General features: G+C 72.0%; 19 protein-coding genes and 1 riboswitch. Of the genes, 7 read left to right on the top strand and 12 right to left on the bottom strand.

Annotation, left to right across the window (positions count from 1 at the left end):
• Window positions 1-11: 11 nt before the first annotated feature.
• Both C3488_RS14425 and C3488_RS14420 read right to left on the bottom strand, forming a co-directional pair.
• On the bottom strand, window positions 12-197 hold the full coding sequence (locus C3488_RS14425; RefSeq protein WP_103839803.1) for a hypothetical protein: 186 nt from the start codon (window positions 195-197) through the stop codon (window positions 12-14).
• 406 nt (window positions 198-603) lie between these two features.
• Window positions 604-1,278, bottom strand: coding sequence for a pentapeptide repeat-containing protein (locus tag C3488_RS14420; RefSeq protein ID WP_103839802.1), 675 nt, complete (start codon window positions 1,276-1,278; stop codon window positions 604-606).
• A 142-nt stretch (window positions 1,279-1,420) separates the two neighbouring features.
• On the opposite strand from C3488_RS14420, the gene C3488_RS14415 reads away from it, so the two are divergent.
• Window positions 1,421-2,395 (top strand): zinc-binding dehydrogenase, encoded by a 975-nt coding sequence (locus tag C3488_RS14415; RefSeq protein ID WP_103839801.1) that lies wholly within the window; start codon window positions 1,421-1,423, stop codon window positions 2,393-2,395.
• 33 nt (window positions 2,396-2,428) lie between these two features.
• On the opposite strand, the gene C3488_RS14410 is transcribed toward C3488_RS14415, so the two are convergent.
• The 3 genes from C3488_RS14410 to C3488_RS14400 all read right to left on the bottom strand — a co-directional run bounded on the left by C3488_RS14410 (window position 2,429) and on the right by C3488_RS14400 (window position 4,142).
• A complete protein-coding gene (locus tag C3488_RS14410) occupies window positions 2,429-2,929 on the bottom strand; it encodes a hypothetical protein (RefSeq protein ID WP_103839800.1) in 501 nt (166 codons plus the stop codon).
• A gap of 13 nt (window positions 2,930-2,942) precedes the next feature.
• Window positions 2,943-3,455, bottom strand: a complete 513-nt coding sequence (locus C3488_RS14405) for a GNAT family N-acetyltransferase (RefSeq protein ID WP_103839799.1) — start codon at window positions 3,453-3,455, stop codon at window positions 2,943-2,945.
• 111 nt (window positions 3,456-3,566) lie between these two features.
• Window positions 3,567-4,142, bottom strand: a complete 576-nt coding sequence (locus tag C3488_RS14400; protein ID WP_103839798.1) for a TerD family protein — start codon at window positions 4,140-4,142, stop codon at window positions 3,567-3,569.
• A gap of 150 nt (window positions 4,143-4,292) precedes the next feature.
• On the opposite strand from C3488_RS14400, the gene arfB reads away from it, so the two are divergent.
• Window positions 4,293-4,730, top strand: coding sequence for an alternative ribosome rescue aminoacyl-tRNA hydrolase ArfB (gene arfB, locus C3488_RS14395; RefSeq protein WP_103839797.1), 438 nt, complete (start codon window positions 4,293-4,295; stop codon window positions 4,728-4,730).
• 104 nt (window positions 4,731-4,834) lie between these two features.
• Here the strand turns inward: arfB and C3488_RS14390 are convergent, their stop codons facing one another.
• Complete coding sequence (locus C3488_RS14390; RefSeq protein WP_258053422.1) at window positions 4,835-5,410, bottom strand: flavin reductase family protein; 576 nt, start codon at window positions 5,408-5,410, stop codon at window positions 4,835-4,837.
• Between the two features lie 393 nt (window positions 5,411-5,803).
• On the opposite strand from C3488_RS14390, the gene cdgB reads away from it, so the two are divergent.
• Complete coding sequence (gene cdgB, locus C3488_RS14385; RefSeq protein WP_103839796.1) at window positions 5,804-7,483, top strand: diguanylate cyclase CdgB; 1,680 nt, start codon at window positions 5,804-5,806, stop codon at window positions 7,481-7,483.
• Between the two features lie 117 nt (window positions 7,484-7,600).
• On the top strand, window positions 7,601-8,524 hold the full coding sequence (locus C3488_RS14380; protein ID WP_103839795.1) for a CBM35 domain-containing protein: 924 nt from the start codon (window positions 7,601-7,603) through the stop codon (window positions 8,522-8,524).
• A 150-nt stretch (window positions 8,525-8,674) separates the two neighbouring features.
• On the opposite strand, the gene C3488_RS14375 is transcribed toward C3488_RS14380, so the two are convergent.
• The 4 genes from C3488_RS14375 to C3488_RS14360 form a co-directional block, all read right to left on the bottom strand.
• Complete coding sequence (locus tag C3488_RS14375) at window positions 8,675-9,031, bottom strand: peptidase inhibitor family I36 protein (protein ID WP_103839794.1); 357 nt, start codon at window positions 9,029-9,031, stop codon at window positions 8,675-8,677.
• 139 nt (window positions 9,032-9,170) lie between these two features.
• Window positions 9,171-10,100: a 1-phosphofructokinase family hexose kinase gene (locus C3488_RS14370; RefSeq protein WP_103839793.1), complete on the bottom strand. Its 930-nt coding sequence runs from the start codon at window positions 10,098-10,100 to the stop codon at window positions 9,171-9,173.
• Window positions 10,101-10,252: 152 nt separating this feature from the next.
• On the bottom strand, window positions 10,253-11,395 hold the full coding sequence (gene nagA, locus C3488_RS14365) for an N-acetylglucosamine-6-phosphate deacetylase (protein ID WP_103839792.1): 1,143 nt from the start codon (window positions 11,393-11,395) through the stop codon (window positions 10,253-10,255).
• The gene (locus tag C3488_RS14360; protein WP_103839791.1) at window positions 11,395-12,339 is read right to left on the bottom strand and encodes an ROK family protein; all 945 of its coding nucleotides are present in this window, start codon (window positions 12,337-12,339) and stop codon (window positions 11,395-11,397) included. The genes nagA and C3488_RS14360 overlap by 1 nt, the downstream gene beginning before the upstream one ends.
• 146 nt (window positions 12,340-12,485) lie before the next feature.
• On the opposite strand from C3488_RS14360, the gene C3488_RS14355 reads away from it, so the two are divergent.
• From C3488_RS14355 to otsB, 3 genes are all read left to right on the top strand, one after another.
• Complete coding sequence (locus C3488_RS14355) at window positions 12,486-13,736, top strand: ABC transporter substrate-binding protein (protein WP_374955419.1); 1,251 nt, start codon at window positions 12,486-12,488, stop codon at window positions 13,734-13,736.
• 50 nt (window positions 13,737-13,786) lie between these two features.
• On the top strand, window positions 13,787-14,014 hold the full coding sequence (locus tag C3488_RS14350) for a DUF3263 domain-containing protein (protein ID WP_103839790.1): 228 nt from the start codon (window positions 13,787-13,789) through the stop codon (window positions 14,012-14,014).
• Window positions 14,015-14,094: 80 nt separating this feature from the next.
• Window positions 14,095-14,940 (top strand): trehalose-phosphatase, encoded by an 846-nt coding sequence (gene otsB, locus C3488_RS14345; RefSeq protein WP_103839789.1) that lies wholly within the window; start codon window positions 14,095-14,097, stop codon window positions 14,938-14,940.
• A 69-nt stretch (window positions 14,941-15,009) separates the two neighbouring features.
• Here otsB and C3488_RS14340 read toward each other — a convergent pair whose 3' ends face one another.
• Both C3488_RS14340 and C3488_RS14335 read right to left on the bottom strand, forming a co-directional pair.
• Complete coding sequence (locus C3488_RS14340; RefSeq protein ID WP_103839788.1) at window positions 15,010-16,443, bottom strand: trehalose-6-phosphate synthase; 1,434 nt, start codon at window positions 16,441-16,443, stop codon at window positions 15,010-15,012.
• 97 nt (window positions 16,444-16,540) lie between these two features.
• Complete coding sequence (locus C3488_RS14335) at window positions 16,541-17,512, bottom strand: glucosyl-3-phosphoglycerate synthase (protein WP_103839842.1); 972 nt, start codon at window positions 17,510-17,512, stop codon at window positions 16,541-16,543.
• A 193-nt stretch (window positions 17,513-17,705) separates the two neighbouring features.
• Window positions 17,706-17,849: riboswitch (SAM riboswitch) on the top strand.
• Window positions 17,850-17,859 lie beyond the last annotated feature (10 nt).

The raw sequence follows: 17,859 nt of genomic DNA, 5'->3' as shown, positions 1-17,859 counted from the left end.
ATCACCTGTGGTCAGAGGCGATTCGGCCCCTGCTCGTCCCCCCGCTCGCCCTCCGCCTGGGACGGCTCCGTGCGGGGCACGTCCGGGTGCTGCTCCACGGCACTGCGCTCGCCCGGCTCGTCGCGCTCGCCCTCGGCCTGCGACGGGGTGTGCGAGTAGAGCCAGGTGTCGTAATCCGAGGCTCCGGATGACTTCATGGCAGGCCTCCTTCGTCGCTCCCCCTCCATGGTCCACCCACGCGACTGCCGTGGCGAGACGAGTGGCGACGCGCGTCCCTGCCGGGCGGTGTGACGGGGTTCCGCTTCGAGCGCCGTGGCCGCCACCATCCCGCCCCCGGGCCGCCGCCCGTGCCGGCCGCCGCCTGTGCCGGGCCGCTTCCCGTGCCGGCCCGCCTTCCGTGCCGGGCCGCCTTCCGTGCCGGGCCGGCTTGCGGGTCTGCCGCCCGTGCCGGTTCGCTTCCCGTGTCGGCCCGCCGTGCGGGTCTGCCGCCCGTGCCGGTTCGCTTCCCGTGCCGGGCCGCCGCCTGTGTCGGCCCGCCGTGCGGGTCCGCCTTCCGTGTCGGCCCGCCGTGCGTGTCGGACCACCGCCCGTGCCGGGCGGTCGTCAGTCCGCTTCCGCCACCCGCAGTCCCAGGGCCGCCGCCAGCACCGGCGCGAGATCCAGCAGCTGCGCATGGCTGATCGCCGCGCCGGACAGGCGGTCCACCCCGCGGGCGACGTCCAGGTCCGCCGCGCGGCGCAGGTCCACGTCCACCAGGGTCGCCGCCGTCAGGTCGGCTCCCTTCAGTACGCAGTCCACGAACTCCACCCGCTCCAGCCGGGCGCCCCCGAAGTCCGGCTCGATGAGCACACAGCCCTCGAAGACGACGTCCTTCAGCCGTGCCTTGCGCAGGTTCAGGTAGTCGATCTTGCCGCCGCGGACCAGTACGCGCTCCAGCACCGCCCCGTGCAGCTGCGTCCCGCCGAGCCGGGCGTCCACCAGCTCCACATCGCGCAGGGTCGCCTCCGCGAGGTTCGTGCCGACCCCCCGTATGCCCGTGAGGACCGAGTCCAGCACGCGCGCGTGGCTGAGTCCCGTCCCGTCCAGCGCGCACCCCGTCAGCGCGCAGTCCATGAACCGGGCGCCCCCGCCGTCCTGCTCGGCGAGATCCGCGTCCCGGAACTCCAGCCCGTCATAGTCCCCGTCCGGCACCACCTCCCCGTCCGGCCACGCCACCAGCTCGGGCAGCCGGACCTCCGGCCGCCGCGCCGCCTTCACCACCCGCGCCTTCCGCACCATGCCCCCATGCTCCACCCCACCACTGACAACCGCCCCGGCCTGCGAGGTCGCCCTTGACCTCAAGCGCGCTTGAGCTTGAAGGGTGGGCTTCGAGAGCAGCACGACAGACGACGGCAAAGACGCACGGACGAGGAGCCCGCCCATGCACGCGATCCGGCTGCACGCCTTCGGCCCCGCCGAGAACCTCACCCACGAGAAGGTCGAGGACCCGGAGCCCGGCCCCGGCCAGGTGCGTGTCGCCGTCGCCGCGGCGGGCGTGCACCTGCTGGACACCGCGCTGCGCGAGGGCGAGACCGGTCCCGCGCCCGGGCCGGCCCCGCTGCCCACGATCCCCGGCCGCGAGGTCGCGGGCACCGTCGAGTCCCTCGGCGAGGGCGTCGACGCCCGCTGGCTCGGCCGCCGGGTCGTCGCGCACCTCGGCTTCGCGCCCGGAGGCTATGCCGAACTCGCCGTCACGGACGTCGCCCGCCTGCACGAGATACCGGCGAACCTGGACGAGGCACAGGCCGTCGCCATGATCGGCACAGGCCGTACGGCGATGGGCATCCTTCAGTTCGCCGACCTCGGCCCCGGCTCCGTGGCCCTCGTCCCGGCCGCCGCGGGCGGCATCGGCACCCTCCTCGTGCAGTACGCCCGGCACGCGGGCGCCACCGTGATCGGGCTCGCGGGCGGTCCGGAGAAGGTCGCGCGGGTGCGGGAGAACGGCGCGGACCTCGCCGTCGACTACACGGACCCCGCCTGGGCGGACCGACTCGCGGAGTATCGCGGCAGGGTCACCGTGGTCTTCGACGGCGTGGGCGGCGCGGTGGCCCGGACCGCCGTGGGACTGCTCGCGCCGGGCGGCCGGCACCTCGTGTTCGGGTGGTCCGCCGAGGGCATCCGGGGCGGCCGGCCGTATCTCGTCGACGGTGTCTCCGAGCAGGTCCTCGGCCCCACGATGCTGCGGAGGGCGGGCGGTCCGGACCCCTTGCGCACCCTGGAGGAGCGGGCGCTCGCCGAGGCCGCGGCCGGCCGCCTGGTCCCCGCCGTCCAGCGCTTCCCGCTCGCCGAGGCGGCCGAGGCCCACCGGGCCCTTGAGACGCGGGGCACGGTCGGCAAGGTGGTGCTGGAGCCGTGAGGGGCGGACCGCCCCGTCGGGGAGCTCCCGGTGTCAGGCGACCCGGGGGAAACGGGCCTGCAGCGTCCAGATCGCCGGGTTCTCGCCGAGGTCCTCGTGCAGGTCGGTCAGGTCGGCGATCAGGTCCTGCAGGAAGTCGCGGGCCTCGCGGCGCAGTTCCGCGTGGGGGAACGTCAGCGGAGGCTCGGCCGGCGGCAGCCACTCCGCCTCGATGTCCACCCAGCCGAAACGGCGCTCGAACAGCAGGCGGTCGGTCGACTCGGTGAAGTCCAGCTCCGCGCGCTGCGGCCGGGCGGCACGGCTGCCGAGCGGGTCCCGGTCGAGCCGCTCGACGATGTCGCACAGCGCCCAGGCGAAGTCGAGCACCGGCACCCATCCCCAGGCTGTGGACAGCTCCCGGTCCGCCTCGGTGTCGGCGAGATAGACGTCACCGCAGAACAGGTCGTGCCGCAGGGCGTGGACGTCCGCACGGCGGTAGTCGGTCTGCGGGGGGTCGGGGAAGCGGTTGGAGAGGGCGTAGCCGATGTCGAGCACGGGGGCGATGGTGTCACAGGGCCTTGCGCAGCACGGCGCACGGGCGGCCCCGGTCACGGTCCGGCCGGCGGTCGATGACCTCGTAGCCGAGCGCCGCCCAGAAGGCGAGGCCCGCGGGGTTGTTCTCCAGCACGGCCAGGCGCACGGCGGTGCGGCCCGCGGCGCGGAAGCGGTCCTCGACCAGGGACGCCAGCAGTCGCCCGTGCCCGTGCCGCTGCATCGCCGCGTCCACCATCAGCAGGCCGATCCACGGGTCCGGGTCGGACGGGTCGGGGTGGTGGGCCAGCGTGACGACGATTCCGACGAGCCGCCCGAAGCTGCGGGCGAGCAGGACCTCCACATCGGGGTGCGCCAACTCGTCGGCCAGCGCGGCCGCCACCTGCTCCGGGCGGATGTCGTCCGGGTCGGGGAAGTCGCCGCTCAGGGCGTGGAACTCCCGGTTGGAGGCGTAGAGCGCGGTGAGTTCGGTCAGCAGCTCACCCGGAAGGTCGTGGTCGGGGGCGGGGCAGAGGGGCTCGAGGATCACCCGCGCAACGTATCGCGGACGGGTTCCGCACGGGTCGCGGGAGACCGGGGACCACGCCGGGGCCCCGGCCCCCTCGGACCGGGGTCCCGGTGAGGGGACAGGGGGCCGGCGTCAGACGTTGACGCCGAAGTCCTGGGCGATGCCCACCAGGCCCGACGCGTAGCCCTGGCCGACCGCGCGGAACTTCCACTCCGCGCCGTTGCGGTACAGCTCGCCGAAGACCATGGCCGTCTCCGTGGCCGCGTCCTCCGACAGGTCGTAGCGGGCGATCTCCTGGCCGCCGGCCTGGTTGACGATGCGGATGTAGGCGTTGCGCACCTGGCCGAAGTTCTGCGAGCGGGACTCCGCGTCGTAGATGGACACAGGGAAGACGATCTTGTCGATGTCGGCCGGGAGCGCCGCCAGGTTGACGTTGATCGCCTCGTCGTCGCCCGCGCCCTCGCCCGTGCGGTTGTCACCCGTGTGGACGATCGAGTTGTCCGGGGTCTGCTTGTTGTTGAAGAAGACGAAGTGCTGGTCCGAGTAGACCTTCCCCTGGGCGTTGACCGCGATCGCGGACGCGTCGAGGTCGAAGTCCGTGCCGGTGGTGGTGCGGACGTCCCAGCCGAGGCCCACGGTGACGGCGGTCAGGCCCGGAGCCTCCTTGGTGAGCGAGACGTTGCCACCCTTGGACAGGCTTACAGCCATTGTTGGGAGTCCCTTCCCTCGTTGCGTGTGCGGATGAAGCTACCGCCACCTCTAGCAACGCCAAGGGGGGTACTCACGGTTCCGGGTTCCTTTACCTTTTTTACCTGCCGCCGGAAATCGGGATGACGCGGACCGGGCGGAGCGGGGAACATGGACGGCATGTCCGGTCCTTACGTCGTCCGCGGCTCCGTCTCGCTCCCCGAGGCCGAGCTGATGTGGCGTTTCTCGCGGTCGTCCGGGCCCGGCGGACAACACGTCAACACCAGTGACTCGCAGGTCGAGCTGCGCTTCGACCTGGCGAACACCGAGGCCCTTCCCCGGGTGTGGAAGGAGCGCGCCCTCGAGCGCCTTGCACCCCGCCTGGTCAACGGGGTCGTCAGCGTCCGCTCCTCCGAGCACCGCTCCCAGTGGCGCAACCGCGAGGCCGCCGCGGTACGCCTGGCGGCGCTGCTGGCGGAGGCGACCGCGCCCCCGCCCAAGCCCCGCAGGCCGACCCGGATACCACGGGGGATCAACGAGCGGCGACTGCGCGAGAAGAAGCAGCGCTCGGAGACGAAACGCGGCCGCTCCGCCCGTGACTGGACGTAGGCGGACAGCCGGACCGGCGGTTCAGGCCAATTCCAGGACGCCCACGGCCTGGTCCCCGCTCGTCTCCCCGTTCTTGTGGAATCCCAGCCCCGGACACCTTCCGCTCACCCCAAGTGCCGGTACCGCCCCCGGAAATACATCAGCGGTCCGCCCTCCGCGCTCGGCACCCGGGCCGTGAGCACCCTGCCGATCACCAGCGTGTGGTCGCCCGCCTGCACCCGCTGTTCCGTGCGGCACTCCAGGGTCGCCAGTGCGCCGCCGACCAGCGGTGCGCCGGAGGCCTCGCCGCGGATGTACGGGATGTCCTCGAACAGCAGACGGTCGCTGACGCGGCCCTTCATCGCGAAGCGTCCCGCGATGTGCCGCTGGCTCTCCGAGAGGACGGAGACCGCCCACAGCGGCTGCTCGGCGAGCAGGTCGTCCATGCGGGCGCCCTCGCGCAGGCTCACCAGGACCAGGGGCGGGTCCAGGGACACCGACATGAAGGCGGTCGCCGTCATCCCGACGTCCTCGCCCTTCGGCCCCTCGGGGTCCAGCGCCGGCTCGTGCGAGGTCACCAGGACCACGCCCGCCGCCAGCCGGGACATGGCAGCGCGGAACTCGTCGTTGCTCACCCCCTCAGGATGCCCGGAGGAGGGCGGCACGGCGGACACGGACGGGACAGCGGAAGTCTTGAGCACGTCAAAACGCTAGTCTCCGCTTCCGGCCGCCCGCATCGGGCCCGGGCCCGATGCGCGTCCTAGGACCAGCGACGGACCGCGACGGACGCCGTCGGACGTCGTAGGATCACAGGCTCTGCACACAGGGCCCGCATCGCGTCCGGAGGCATTCCGCGGAAACACAGGAAAATGCGGAAGCTCTCCGTAATTGTTCATCTTTGGCTGTGACTTGAGTCACAGGAAGCGTATTTTGTTGACCCTGTGTACCTAGTGGGCAGCGCGCTGTGATTCAGTGGCGGAGACGCTGCATGATGCTACCCGTGGAGTACGCCCAGTAGCGTGCCGTGGAAAACCGGGAACGGTAGTACGCCGACGCGTCCCTGGAGTTGCTGCGAGATCTCGAGGGGAGGGCGAATGGAGACCGAGTCCGAGCCGTATGTCCGTCTTGCGACCCTGCGGCAGCTGCACCAGGTGATGGCGGACATGAACACCGCCCGCAGCCTGGCGGACACGCTGCAGACGGTGGCCGACGGCATCGTGAACGGCCTCGGCTACGAGCTGGCGGCCGTCAACCTCGTACGCCCGGACGGTGACCTCGTCGTCGCCGCACTCGCCGGGAACTCCGCGGCGGAGGCGCTGATCACCGGCCGCGTCGGCTCCCGCGCCTCCTGGGAGCGGCGCCTCAGCATGGGCGAGGCGTGGGGCACCCTGCGGTTCATACCCCACACGGAGGGCTGGATCCTCGACGAGGACGACGTGCCGCAGTGGTACACCGACGGTCCCGAGCCCCGCTTCGAGGACGAGTGGCACCCCTCCGACCGCCTCTTCGCGCCCATGTACACGCCGGGTGTCCAGGGCAGCTCCTGCGGTGAACTCCTCGGCGTCATCTCCGTGGACCGGCCGCGCAACGGGCGGCGGCCCGGCGCCTGGGGGCGCGAGGCGCTCCAGATGTACGCCTTCCACGCCGCCATCGCCATCAGCAACGCCCGGCTGCGAGCCAACATGCAGCGGGCCCTGGTCCGCCTGGAGCGGGAGCAGCAGGCGCTGCGCGCCAGCGAGGAGTCCTTCCGGCAGGCGTTCGAGTACGCCCCCTCGGGCATGGCCATCGCCGAGATGGGCGGCGACCAGCACGGCCGGATCCTGCGCACCAACGACGCGCTGTGCCGCCTGCTCGGCCGGCCCGCCTCCGCGATGCGCCGCTACTCGTTCTCCGACCTCGTCCACCCCGAGGACATCGGCACCCTGCTGCGCACCTCCGCCGAGGGCGGGCGCGCCGAACTGCGGCTCGGACGCCGCGACGGCACCTATGTGTGGGTGTCCCTGCGCAACTCCGTCGTCGCCGACGCCGCCGACGGGCCCCGCTTCCTGCTCACCCACGTCGAGGACATCGAGGAGCGCAAGCGCCGCGAGCTCCAGCTCGCCCACCGGGCCTCGCACGACTCGCTCACCGGCCTGCCCAACTCCGCGGAACTGCGCGCCCGTCTGTCCGCCCGCCTGTGCCGGCGCCCGCAGTCGCTGCCGCCGAGCGCGGCGGACTCCCTGGACGCCGCGTACGGCGACGGACTCCGCAGCGACCACCCGGCCGCCCACGGCAGCGGCGGCCACGCCTTCGACTTCCACGCCGGGCCGGGGCCGTACGACGCCTTCGACCACCATGTGCACACCGTCGCGCCGGACAGCGGCGCCGACGACGGCACCAAGGGCCTCGCGGTGCTCTTCTGCGACCTCGACGGCTTCAAGTCCATCAACGACCGGTTCGGGCACAACGCGGGCGACGCCGTCCTCATCGAGGTCGCCCGGCGGCTCAGCCGCGGGGTGCGGGACGGGGACACGGTGGCCCGGCTCGGCGGCGACGAGTTCGTCGTGCTGGCCGACGGGCTCGGCAAGGCCGACGCCCAGGACCTCGCCGTGCGTCTGCGCAACGAGATCATCCAGCCGATCCGGGTCGACGGCCGCGCCATGCGGGTCGGCGCGAGTTTCGGCATCGGCTGGGCACACTGCGGCATGACGGCGGACGAAGTGCTGAAATCGGCTGACGAGCGGATGTACGTAGAGAAACGGTCTCGTCCCAAACAGCACAGGCGTGCGGGGTAAACCGCAGGTCAATCCTTGGGTGATGGGAACAACAGCCGTGTGCGGTCCGGGGACCGGGTAGGCTCGCCATTCAGCCACGTACGCATCTGGACCCGCACCTGTTGAGGAGACCTAGGGATGACGCCCGGCAACAACGGCGCGAGCACGCCCGAGGACGACGACCCGTTCGGCTACCTCTACGCCGACGGTCAGGCCAACGGCGCCCAGCCGCCCTCCGGCGGCTACGGCTACCCCGGCTCCGTCAACAGAGTGCGCACGGTCGGCCAGCGCCAGTACGGCCAGCCGCAGGCCCAGACGGCCCCCTACGGCCAGGTCCCGCAGCAGCAGTCGTACGGCCAGCCGAACGCGCACTACGCGGCTCCGGAAACGGTGCCGGGCGGTGCCCCGACGACCCGTCAGACCCCGACGGCTCCGCCGCCCGGCGGTGGCCGCGGCCGGGGTCCCAACACCAAGGGCCTGCTGATCGGCGCCATCGCGGTGGTCGCGGCGGTCGTCATCGGCATCGGCGTCGCCATGATCACCGGCGACTCGAACGACGGGAAGAACAAGGCCGCCGGAGCTTCCAGCGCTCCGTCGGCCTCCCAGAGCGCCCAGCCCAGCCAGTCGGCGAGCAGCAGCACGGCGGCCGAGCTGCCGAAGACCGACGCGAAGGTCCTCCAGCTGTCTGGCGGCGCGACCACGGCCTCGGACGTCAAGGGGGCGAAAGCGGACGGCGGGACCTACGTGACAGGGTTCAACACTGTCGGAGCCTCGGTCACCTGGACTGTCAATGACATCCAGAAAGCCGGCTCGTACCGCCTGTATGTGCGTTATGCCATTCCCGGTGTGGACGCCAACGCGACGCTGACGGTCAACGGCAAACCCAACCCGCAGCCGGTGGGCATGAAGAACTTCATCGGCTCACCGAACGGCGACTTCGAGAAGGGCTGGCAGTCCACCTGGGCTCCCGTGACGTTGACCAAGGGCACCAACACGCTGACGATCTCCTGCGGTCAGGGGAACCAGTGCAACGCCCTCATCGACCAACTGTGGGTGCAGTAGGACTCGGACAGCGGAACACTCCGCCGGTCGACCGGCGGGGTGCCGGCGCCCGCCTCGCCATGACGGGACAATGAGCGCGGTGCTCCACCCGTGATGGGCGGAGCACCGTCGGTTCACCTCAGGCTCGGTCGCCGGTCGAAGGCCCCGGCACTACCTCGCCCAGACTTCGATCCCCGTAACGGTGCCACGGGTGTTGTCCGAGTAGGTGTGCGGCTGCAGAGTGACCAGCCGGGATCCGACGCCGCAGCCGGTGCCGGGAGTGATGTGCCAGAACTCGATGCGGTAGGACGTCTGGTTCGAGACGGACCGGGCAGTGGTGAAGGGATAGCAGCCGGGCGTTACGGAGAGGACGGTCCTGGTTCCGGTCCTGTTCGTCCCCGACCACCCGCAGACCTTCCCACTCGGGCAGGTGTTGGGATCAGCCGCCGCAGCCGGTGTGGCAAAGGCGCCGCCCAGCAACGCGCCGGCCACGGCCACCGTCGTCAGGCTTTTCCTGAGTACGCTCATATGAATTCCCCGATTCTGAATTTCGCTATTGGTCGATATAGCGAACGGTGATCATCTGATCATCCAGCTCACATGAGGGGAAAGGGCGTTTTTCGGCCAAACTGCCAGGCGGGCATATCCCGTGAAAATCGGGAAGCGTTCACGCCGCCGTGACCTCGGCCGTCACCGCCACCTGGTCCAGCAACTCCTCGTAGGCCCGCCGGTCGAACTCGCCCGCTGCCGGGGCGAGTACGGTCGCCGCCGACAGGGCCACCGCCCGGGCCAGGCGCTGCGGCCACGGCAGGTGTTCCACCAGGCCCGACAGCAGGCCCGCGACCGCCGAGTCGCCCGCGCCCGTCGGGTTGCCCCTCAGTCGGCGCGGCGGGGCGGCCCGCCAGTGGCCTTCCGTGTTGACGGCGAGCAGGCCCTGCGCGCCCAGTGAGGCGACCACCGTGTGCGCCCCGCGCCGACGGGCGTCCCGGGTGGCCTGGAACGGCTCGTGGGAGCCGGTCAGTTCGGCCAGTTCGTCGGCGTTCGGCTTGACGATGTCGGGGCGGGCGGCCAGGCCCCGCCGGAGTGCCTCCCCGCTGGTGTCGAGCAGCACCGGGACGCCCGCCGCCCGGGCGGTGCGCACCAGGTGGGCGTACGCCCCCACGGGCACGCCCGGCGGCAGGCTGCCGCACAGGGCCACTACGGCGGCGGAGCGCACCAGGTCGTCGTACGCCTGAAGGAACGCCGACCACTCGGCGGGCGTTATCACCGGGCCGGGTTCGTTGAGCTGGGTCGTGTCGCCGGTGGACCCGTCGACCACCGCGATGGTGCGCCGGGTGGCGCCCGCGACCGGGACCAGCGCGTCCACGAGGCCGTGCGCGCGGGTGAGCTGCTCCCGCAGCAAGCGGCCCGTCGCGCCGCCCGCGAAGCCCGTGACGGTCACGTGGTGGCCGAGCGCGGCGAGCACCCGGGCGACGTTCAGCCCCTTGCCGCCGGGCCGTTCGGTCACCTCGGTCACCCGGTGCGAGGAGCGCGGCCTCAGCTCCCGTACGCGATAGGTGATGTCGAGAGCGGTGTTCAGCGTGACCGTCAGGATCACGGGACCTCCCTCGAGAGTCGTGCCGGCGCGGTCCGGGGCCCGGATTCGTCGGTGCGCCTGCCGTCGGCGGTTGCGGAGGCTCGATCATGCCAAAAGAGTCGGCGGTCGGCCCAGTCCCGGGGCCGACCGCCGTACGCCAACAAACGGATGAATCACCCCAGTTGGGGATCGACCACCCACTGTCCGCGACGCATCACGCCCTTGAGGCGGAAGTCGCCGTCCAGCAGCACCAGGTCGGCGTCCTTGCCGGGCTCCAGGGAGCCCACCCGGTCGTATACGCCGAGCAGCTTCGCCGGGCGCGCCGAGATGGCCGTGACGACGTCCTCCACCGCCAGCCCGTCGACGGTGACCGCCCGGTGGAACGCGCGGTCCAGCGTGAGCGTCGAGCCGGCGATCGAGCCGCCCTCCACCAGCCGGGCCACCCCCTCGTGGACCTCGACCTCGAGCGGGCCGAGCATGTACCGCCCGTCCCCGATGCCGGCCGCGTCCATGGCGTCCGTGATGAACGCCACGCGCTCCGCGCCCGCCTGACGGAACGCCAGTCGCAGCGCGGCAGGGTGCAGATGGACGCCGTCGTCGATCAGCTCCACCGTGACCCGCTCGTCCTCCAGCAGGGCGGCGATGGGGCCGGGGGCGCGGTGGCCGAGCTGCGGCATCGCGTTGAACAGGTGGGTGGCTACCGTGGCGCCCGCGTCGATGGCCCGGACCGTCTGCTCGTAGGTCGCGTCCGTGTGCCCGATCGCCGCGATCACCCCGTGCTCGACGAGCAGCCGTACGGAGTCCAGGCCGCCGGGCAGTTCCGTGGCGAGTGTGACCATCGCGGCCCGGCCGCGCGCGGCGTCGATCAGCTTGCGCACCTCCGCCGGGTCCGGGTCGCGCAGCAGCTCCTCGGAGTGCGCGCCCTTGCGGCACGGCGAGATGAACGGACCCTCGAAGTGGATGCCGGCGATGTCGCCCTGCTCGGCGAGCTCGGACAGCATCCCCGCCTGCCGGACGAGGACGTCCATGTCGTCGGTGACGGCGGACGCGACGACGGTGGTGGTGCCGTGCAGCCGGTGGGCGCGGACGGCCGTCAGGGCGTCGTCGGCCGTGCCGGAGAACGACGCGCCGCCGCCGCCGTGGTTGTGGATGTCCACGAAGCCGGGGACCAGCCAGTGGCCGCGTACGTCGATGATCTCGGCGCTCTCGGGGGCGGACCGGGCGATGCGCGTGCCCTCCACGACCAGGCGGCCGTCGTCCACGACCCCGCTGGGCAGTACCACCCGGGCACCGGCGAGAACCTTCGTAGTGGCCATCAGATGGTTACCTCCGCAGGGTCAGTGGTTTCGAGGAGATCCCAGGCCATGAGCCCGGCACCGAGGCATCCGGCGGCGTCCCCCAGGGCGGCGGGGACGATCGACGGCAGCTTCTGGAAGGTCACGCGGCGGCGCACGGCCTCGCGCAGCGGTGTGAGCAACGTTTCCCCGGCCTCGGCGAGCCCGCCACCGATGATCACGGTGCGGGGGTCCAGCAGGGTGAGCGCGGTCACCAGGCCGTCGGCGAGAGCGTCCACGGCCTCCTGCCAGACCTTCCGCGCCCGCGGGTCCCCCGACGCCACGGCCTTCGCGCAGTCGGCGGCGTCCGCCTCCGCGGCACCGGCCGCCTCGGCCCAGGCCCCGCCCACGGCGGCGGCGGACGCGTACCGCTCCAGACAGCCGCGCTGACCGCACGGACACGGGGTCCCCTGCGGCCGTACGACGATGTGGCCGATCTCGCCCGCGAAGCCGTGCGCCCCGGCCTCCACCCGGCCGCCGATGCCGATGGCGCCCGCGATCCCGGTGCCGAGCGGCACGAACAGGAACCGGTCCGCCCCTCGGCCCGCGCCGAGGCGCCCTTCGGCGAGCCCGCCGGTGCGCACGTCGTGCCCCAGCGCCACGGGCACCCCGCCGAGCCGGCGGCTGAGCAGGTCCCGCAGGGGCACATCGCGCCAGCCCAGGTTGGCCGAGTAGGCGGCGACACCGCGCTCGGCGTCCACGATCCCGGGGACGGCGACGCCGGCCGCGGCCGCGGGTTCGCCGAAGTGGCGCTCGCCGTGCGCGCGCAGCTCGGCGGCGAAGGCGAGCACCGACTCCACCACGGCGTCCGGCCCGCGCTCACGTCCTGTGGCCCGGCGCGCCCGGTGCAGCAGCTCACCGCCGGCCCCGACCAGAGCGGCCTTCATCCCGGTGCCGCCCACATCCAGGGCGATGACATGTCTCACGGGGAACAGTGTCGCCCCTGGACCCGGAAGAGGTCTAGTCCACTCGGTGGTGTAGACCTTATCCTTTGGATATTCCGAATGACGAGACGGCAGGGCTAGAGCAAGTGCAGCGACGCGGAACGCGCAGGACGACATGGGGCAGGGGTCTGATCGCGGTGGTGTCCGCCCTCGGCATGACCGGAGCCCTGGCGAGCTGCGCGGGTGCGGTGGGTTCCGGGGACGTCACCCTGCGGCTGGTGGCCGCGGACTACGGCGACTCGTCGGCGAACAGCTCCGAGAAGTACTGGGACCAGCTGGTCAAGGACTTCGAGGCGGAGCACTCCGGGATCAAGGTGGACGTCAGCGTCTACTCGTGGAACGACGTGGACCGCAAGGTCAAGGAGATGGTGGCCGGCGGCGACGCCCCGGACATGGCGCAGATCGGGGCGTACGCGGACTACGCGGCGGCGGGCAAGCTGTACGAGGCCTCAGACGTCCTCTCGATCCCCGTCCAGGCGGACTTCGCCTCGGAGCTGAGTGACGCCGGCAAGGTGAACCGGACCCAGTACGGCATGCCGTTCGCCGCCTCCACGCGGATCCTCTTCTACAACAGGACGCTGTTCTCCGAGGCCGGCATCACCACCCCGCCGCAGAGCTGGAGCGATCTGGCGACCGACGCACAGCTGCTGAAGGCCAAGGGCGTGAAGTACCCGTACGCGCTGCCGCTGGGCCCCGAGGAGGCGCAGGCGGAGACGATGCAGTGGCTGCTCAGCGGCGGTGCCGGCTACCTGGACGCCTTCGGCTCCTACGACCTCGACTCCACGCAGAACGTGGCCACCTTCACCTGGCTGAAGGACAACCTGGTGGGCAAGGGACTGACGGGCCCGGTGGCACCGGGGAAGCTGAACCGCGCCGACGCCTTCGCTGCGTTCACGCGCGGCGAGGTAGGCATGCTGAACGGCCACCCGTCCCTGATGAAGATGGCGCGCGAGAAGGGCGTGAAGTTCGGCATGGTGCCGATGCCCGGGATCAACGGCCGGGCGAAGTCCACCATGGGCGTGGCGGACTGGATGATGGCGTTCCGGCAGGGTGGCCACAAGGACCAGATCCGTGCGTTCCTCGACTACGTGTACAGCAAGAAGAACGTGCTGTCCTTCTCCCGCGAGTACGACCTGCTGCCGGTGACCAGCTCCGCCCAGGAGGCCATGGCGCAGTCGTCCCAGGACCAGGACCTGGAGCCGTTCCTGCAGGAGCTGCCGAGCGCGGAGCTGTACCCGGTCGGCAAGACGTCGTGGGCGACGGTCAGCGCGGACATCAAGAAGCAGATAGGCAAGGCGGTCGGCCCGGACGGCAGCCCGGCGGCGATCCTGGGCCGGCTGCAGCGGGCGGCCGTGACAGCGGACAGCGCGGCCCGCTGACGGCAGGCACGCGGGGGGAGCGTGTCGGACCCACCGGTTACCGTTCCCCCATGGACGACCTGAACCCCAGAGAGAAGGCCATTCTGGCCCTGGAGGGCCGCGGTTTCTCCGGGCCGGGGGCCAAGGAGCGGGCCATACGGGAGCAGCTCCATCTCGCCCCCGTCCGCTACTACCAGCTGCTCAACGCCCTCCTCGACGACCCCAGGGCCCTGGCCCACGCCCCGGTCACCGTCAACCGCCTCCGCCGTATCCGCGAGGCACGCCGCGCGGAACGCTGAGCGGGTGGCCGCAAGACGCGCCGGGCGCGCCCCCGTGACCCCGTGGGTGCGCCCGGCCGCGCGCCGATAGGGTCGGACCCATGGGCAGCCACACGGACTCCTTGCCGACGCCCGCCACCCCGGCCGGGCGTGACGGTCTCGACGCCATCCTCGCCCGGCCCGAGCGGGCCGTCCTCGCCTTCGACTTCGACGGGACGCTCGCCCCGATCGTCCCCGACCCCGACCAGGCCCGCGCCCACCCCGACGCGGTCCCCGCCCTCGCGGCCCTCGCCCCGAAGGTCGCCTCCGTCGCCGTCGTCACCGGCCGCCCGGCCGGCGTCGCCGTCCGCCACGGCGGCTTCGCGGGCGTGCCCGGGCTCGACCACCTCGTCGTCCTCGGTCACTACGGCGCCGAACGCTGGGACGCCCGCACCGGCACCGTCACCGCCCCGGCCCCCCACCCCGGAGTCGCCGCCGTCCGCGCCGAACTCCCGGGCCACCTCGACGAGATCGGCGCCTGGCGCGGCACCTGGATCGAGGAGAAGGGCCGCGCCGTCGCCGTCCACACCCGCCGCGCCGAGGACCCGCAGGCCGCCTTCGAGGCCCTGCGCGAACCCCTCGCCGACCTCGCCGCCCGCCACGGCCTGATCGTCGAACCCGGCCGCATGGTCCTGGAACTGCGCCCGCCGGGCATGGACAAGGGCGTGGCCCTGTCCGAGTACGTCCGTGAGACCGGCGCCGAAGCGGTCCTTTACGCGGGCGACGACCTCGGCGACCTCCCCGCCTTCGCCGCCGTCGACAAACTCCGCTCCGACGGCGTCCCCGGCCTCCTGGTCTGCAGCGGCAGCGACGAGGTCACGGAACTCGCGAAGAGGGCGGACCTGGTGGTCGACGGCCCGCAGGGGGTCGTACAGCTGCTGAGGTCATTGGCAGAGAGGCTGGCGTAAGGCGCGCCCCTTCAGGGGCGCGGGGAACTGCGCGACAAGCCCCCGCCGGCCCGCACCCGAAAAACGACCTCAAGCCTCCAGCGCAGCCAACTGATCCAAGAACCACCGGCCGGGCGGAAGCGCCGTAGCCTGCGCAGCCAACCGCTTCGAGCGCTCCGTCCGCTCACCCACCGGCATCGACAACGCCTCGTGCAAAGCCTCCGCCGTCCCCCGGATGTCGTACGGATTGACCGTCACCGCGTCGTCGCCCAGCTCCTCGTACGCCCCGGCCTCCCGCGACAGCACGAGCGCACACCCCTGGTCCGACAGCACCGGAACCTCCTTGGCGACGAGGTTCATACCGTCCCGGATGGGGTTCACCAGGGCCACGTCGGCGAGCCGGTACGCGGCGAGAGAGCGCGCGAAGTCGTCCTTGACGTGCATCTCGACCGGGGTCCAGCCCGGAGTCCCGTACCTTTCGTTGATCTCCGCGGCCACCCGCTGGACCTCCGCCGTGTACTCCCGGTAGACGGCCAGGTCCTGGCGGGACGGGTACGCGAACGCCACGTGGACCACCCGGTCGCGCCACTCCGGGCGGGACTCCAGCAGTTCCTCGTACGCGAGCAGACCCCGCACGATGTTCTTCGACAGCTCCGTCCGGTCCACCCGCACGATCACCTTGCGGGGGCGGCCGTCGGGGCCGGTGCCGATCTGCTCCCGCAGGATCGCCATCCGTTCGTCCACGTCCGCCCGGTGCGCCCGCTCGCGCAGGAAGTCCGCGTCCGCGCCCAGGCCGTGCACCCCGATCCGGGTGCACCCCAGCCCGCCGACGAGCGCCTCGCAGCACCCGGCGAAGGCGTCCGCCCACCGCCGGGTGAGGAAGCCGAGCCGGTCGGCGCCCAGCATGCCGCGCAGCACCTGAACGGCGATGTCGTCCGGAAGCATCCGGAAGTAGTCCACCGGCGCCCACGGCGTGTGCGAGAAGTGACCGATCCGCAGGTCCGGTCGCAACTGCCGCAGCATCCCGGGGACCAGCGTGAGGTGGTAGTCCTGCACCACGACCGCCGCCCCCTCGGCCGCCTCCTCGGCCAGTGCCTCGGCGAACGCCCGGTTGTAGGCCTCGTACGACGCCCACGCGTGCCGGAACTCCCTGCCGAAGACCGGCTCGAGCGGCGTCTGGTACAGCATGTGGTGGACGAACCACAGCACCGAGTTCGCGATGCCGTTGTACGCCTCGGAGAACACCGTCGCGTCGATGTCGAGCATCCGGACCCGCCGGCCGCCGGTGTGGGCCGGATCCAGTGCGCCACCCGTGCGGCGTACGGCCTCGCGGTCGCCGTCGTTCAGGGCCGCGCACACCCAGACCGCGTCCGCTTCGGGGCCGATCGCCGACAGCCCGGACACCAGGCCGCCTCCGCCGCGTTTGGCGGTGAGCTGCCCGGAGTCGTCCAGCACGTACGAGACGGGGCCGCGGTTGGAGGCGACGAGGATGCGGGCGCCGTGCGCATGCTGCGTGGAAGCCATGCCACGAAACCTAGCCCGCGCCGAAAACGCTCAAACGTACGGTTCGGCCGTATGCGGAACCGTGTCCGTCACGTCCGGGCGTCCGGCTGCGCACGGTTCAGGCCACCTTTCGTTCCATGTACTCCGCGATCTCCGCCATCGGCGGCCTCTCCTCCACGTCCACCGAGTACGTGCGGGGCTGGAAGCGGCCCTCGACCCGTTCGAACTGTGTGAGGGCCGGGCGGACCAGATGGCCGCGGGCCAGGCGGAGCTGGGCCGTGCGGTAGATCGCGGCGGCCATGCGGCCGAGCGCCTGCCCGTCCTGGTGGCGGTGCTTGCGCACGCCGACGTCGACCTGGGCCAGCGCGTCGAGGCCCACCAGATGCAGCGCGTCCACCAGCATGCCCAGCTCGACGCCGTACCCGACCGGGAAGGGGAGCCGTTCCAGCAGGGAGCGGCGGGCCGCGTACTCGCCGCCGAGCGGCTGGACGAATCCGGCGAGCTGGGGCCAGTGCATGTTGAGCAGTGGGCGGGCCATCAGTTCCGTGACGCGGCCGCCCTGTCCCGCCGTCCTGCCGGAGGCGAGCGCACTGGACTCGGTGCCGAGCGGCCGGTCGTACATCGCCTTCACCAGGTCCACGTCCGGGTCGGTGAGCAGCGGGCCCACGATCCCGGTCACGAAGTCCGAGGAGAACTCCTTCAGGTCCGCGTCGACGAAGCAGACGATGTCCCCGCCGGTGACGAGCAGGGAGCGCCACAGCACCTCCCCCTTGCCGGGCACGGCCGGTATGCGCGGCAGGATCGTGTCGCGGTGCACCACCCTCGCGCCGGCCGCGGCGGCGACCTGGGACGTGCGGTCGGTGGATCCGGAGTCGACGACGACGATCTCGTCGACCAGGGGGACCTGCCGCACGAGGTCGTGGCGGATCACGGAGACGATCTCGCCGACCGTCTCCTCCTCGTTGAGCGCGGGCAGCACGACGCTGACCGAGGAGCCCGAGGCTCGCTTCGCGGCCATGATCTGGTGGAGCGGGCGATCGGTGACGGACCAGGAGCGGGTGCTCAGCCAGCGCTCGACTTCTTCCAGCACGGTCTGCGGCTCCTCACGTTCGTACGGGGTGGGGGGTGAGTCGGGGACGGTCGAACTGTCTCTCTTGTGATCCATCTCGCGGTTCGGACGACTATCTCAACTCTCCCGGCCGTCGGTTACAGTCTTGAACAACGCCGGTGACCATCGCATGTCGGGGTCCACCCCCGGCGCGCCCGGCGAAACAACCGCATACAGCTCATCCAGAGGGGCAGAGGGACACGGCCCGGTGAAGCCCCGGCAACCCTCCAGTCGGCTCTCGTCTTCGCAGGCGGGGCTCCCGGCTAGGGAAGGTGCCAATTCCGTCTCACGGCGAGGTGCGTCGTGGGGAAGATGAGGAGAAAGGGCCT

The sequence above is a fragment of the Streptomyces sp. Ru72 genome, from assembly GCF_002920635.1.
Lineage (GTDB): Bacteria > Actinomycetota > Actinomycetes > Streptomycetales > Streptomycetaceae > Streptomyces.
The sequence above is the reverse complement of the archived record's forward strand: the minus strand, read 5'-3'. Positions and strand labels throughout refer to the sequence as shown.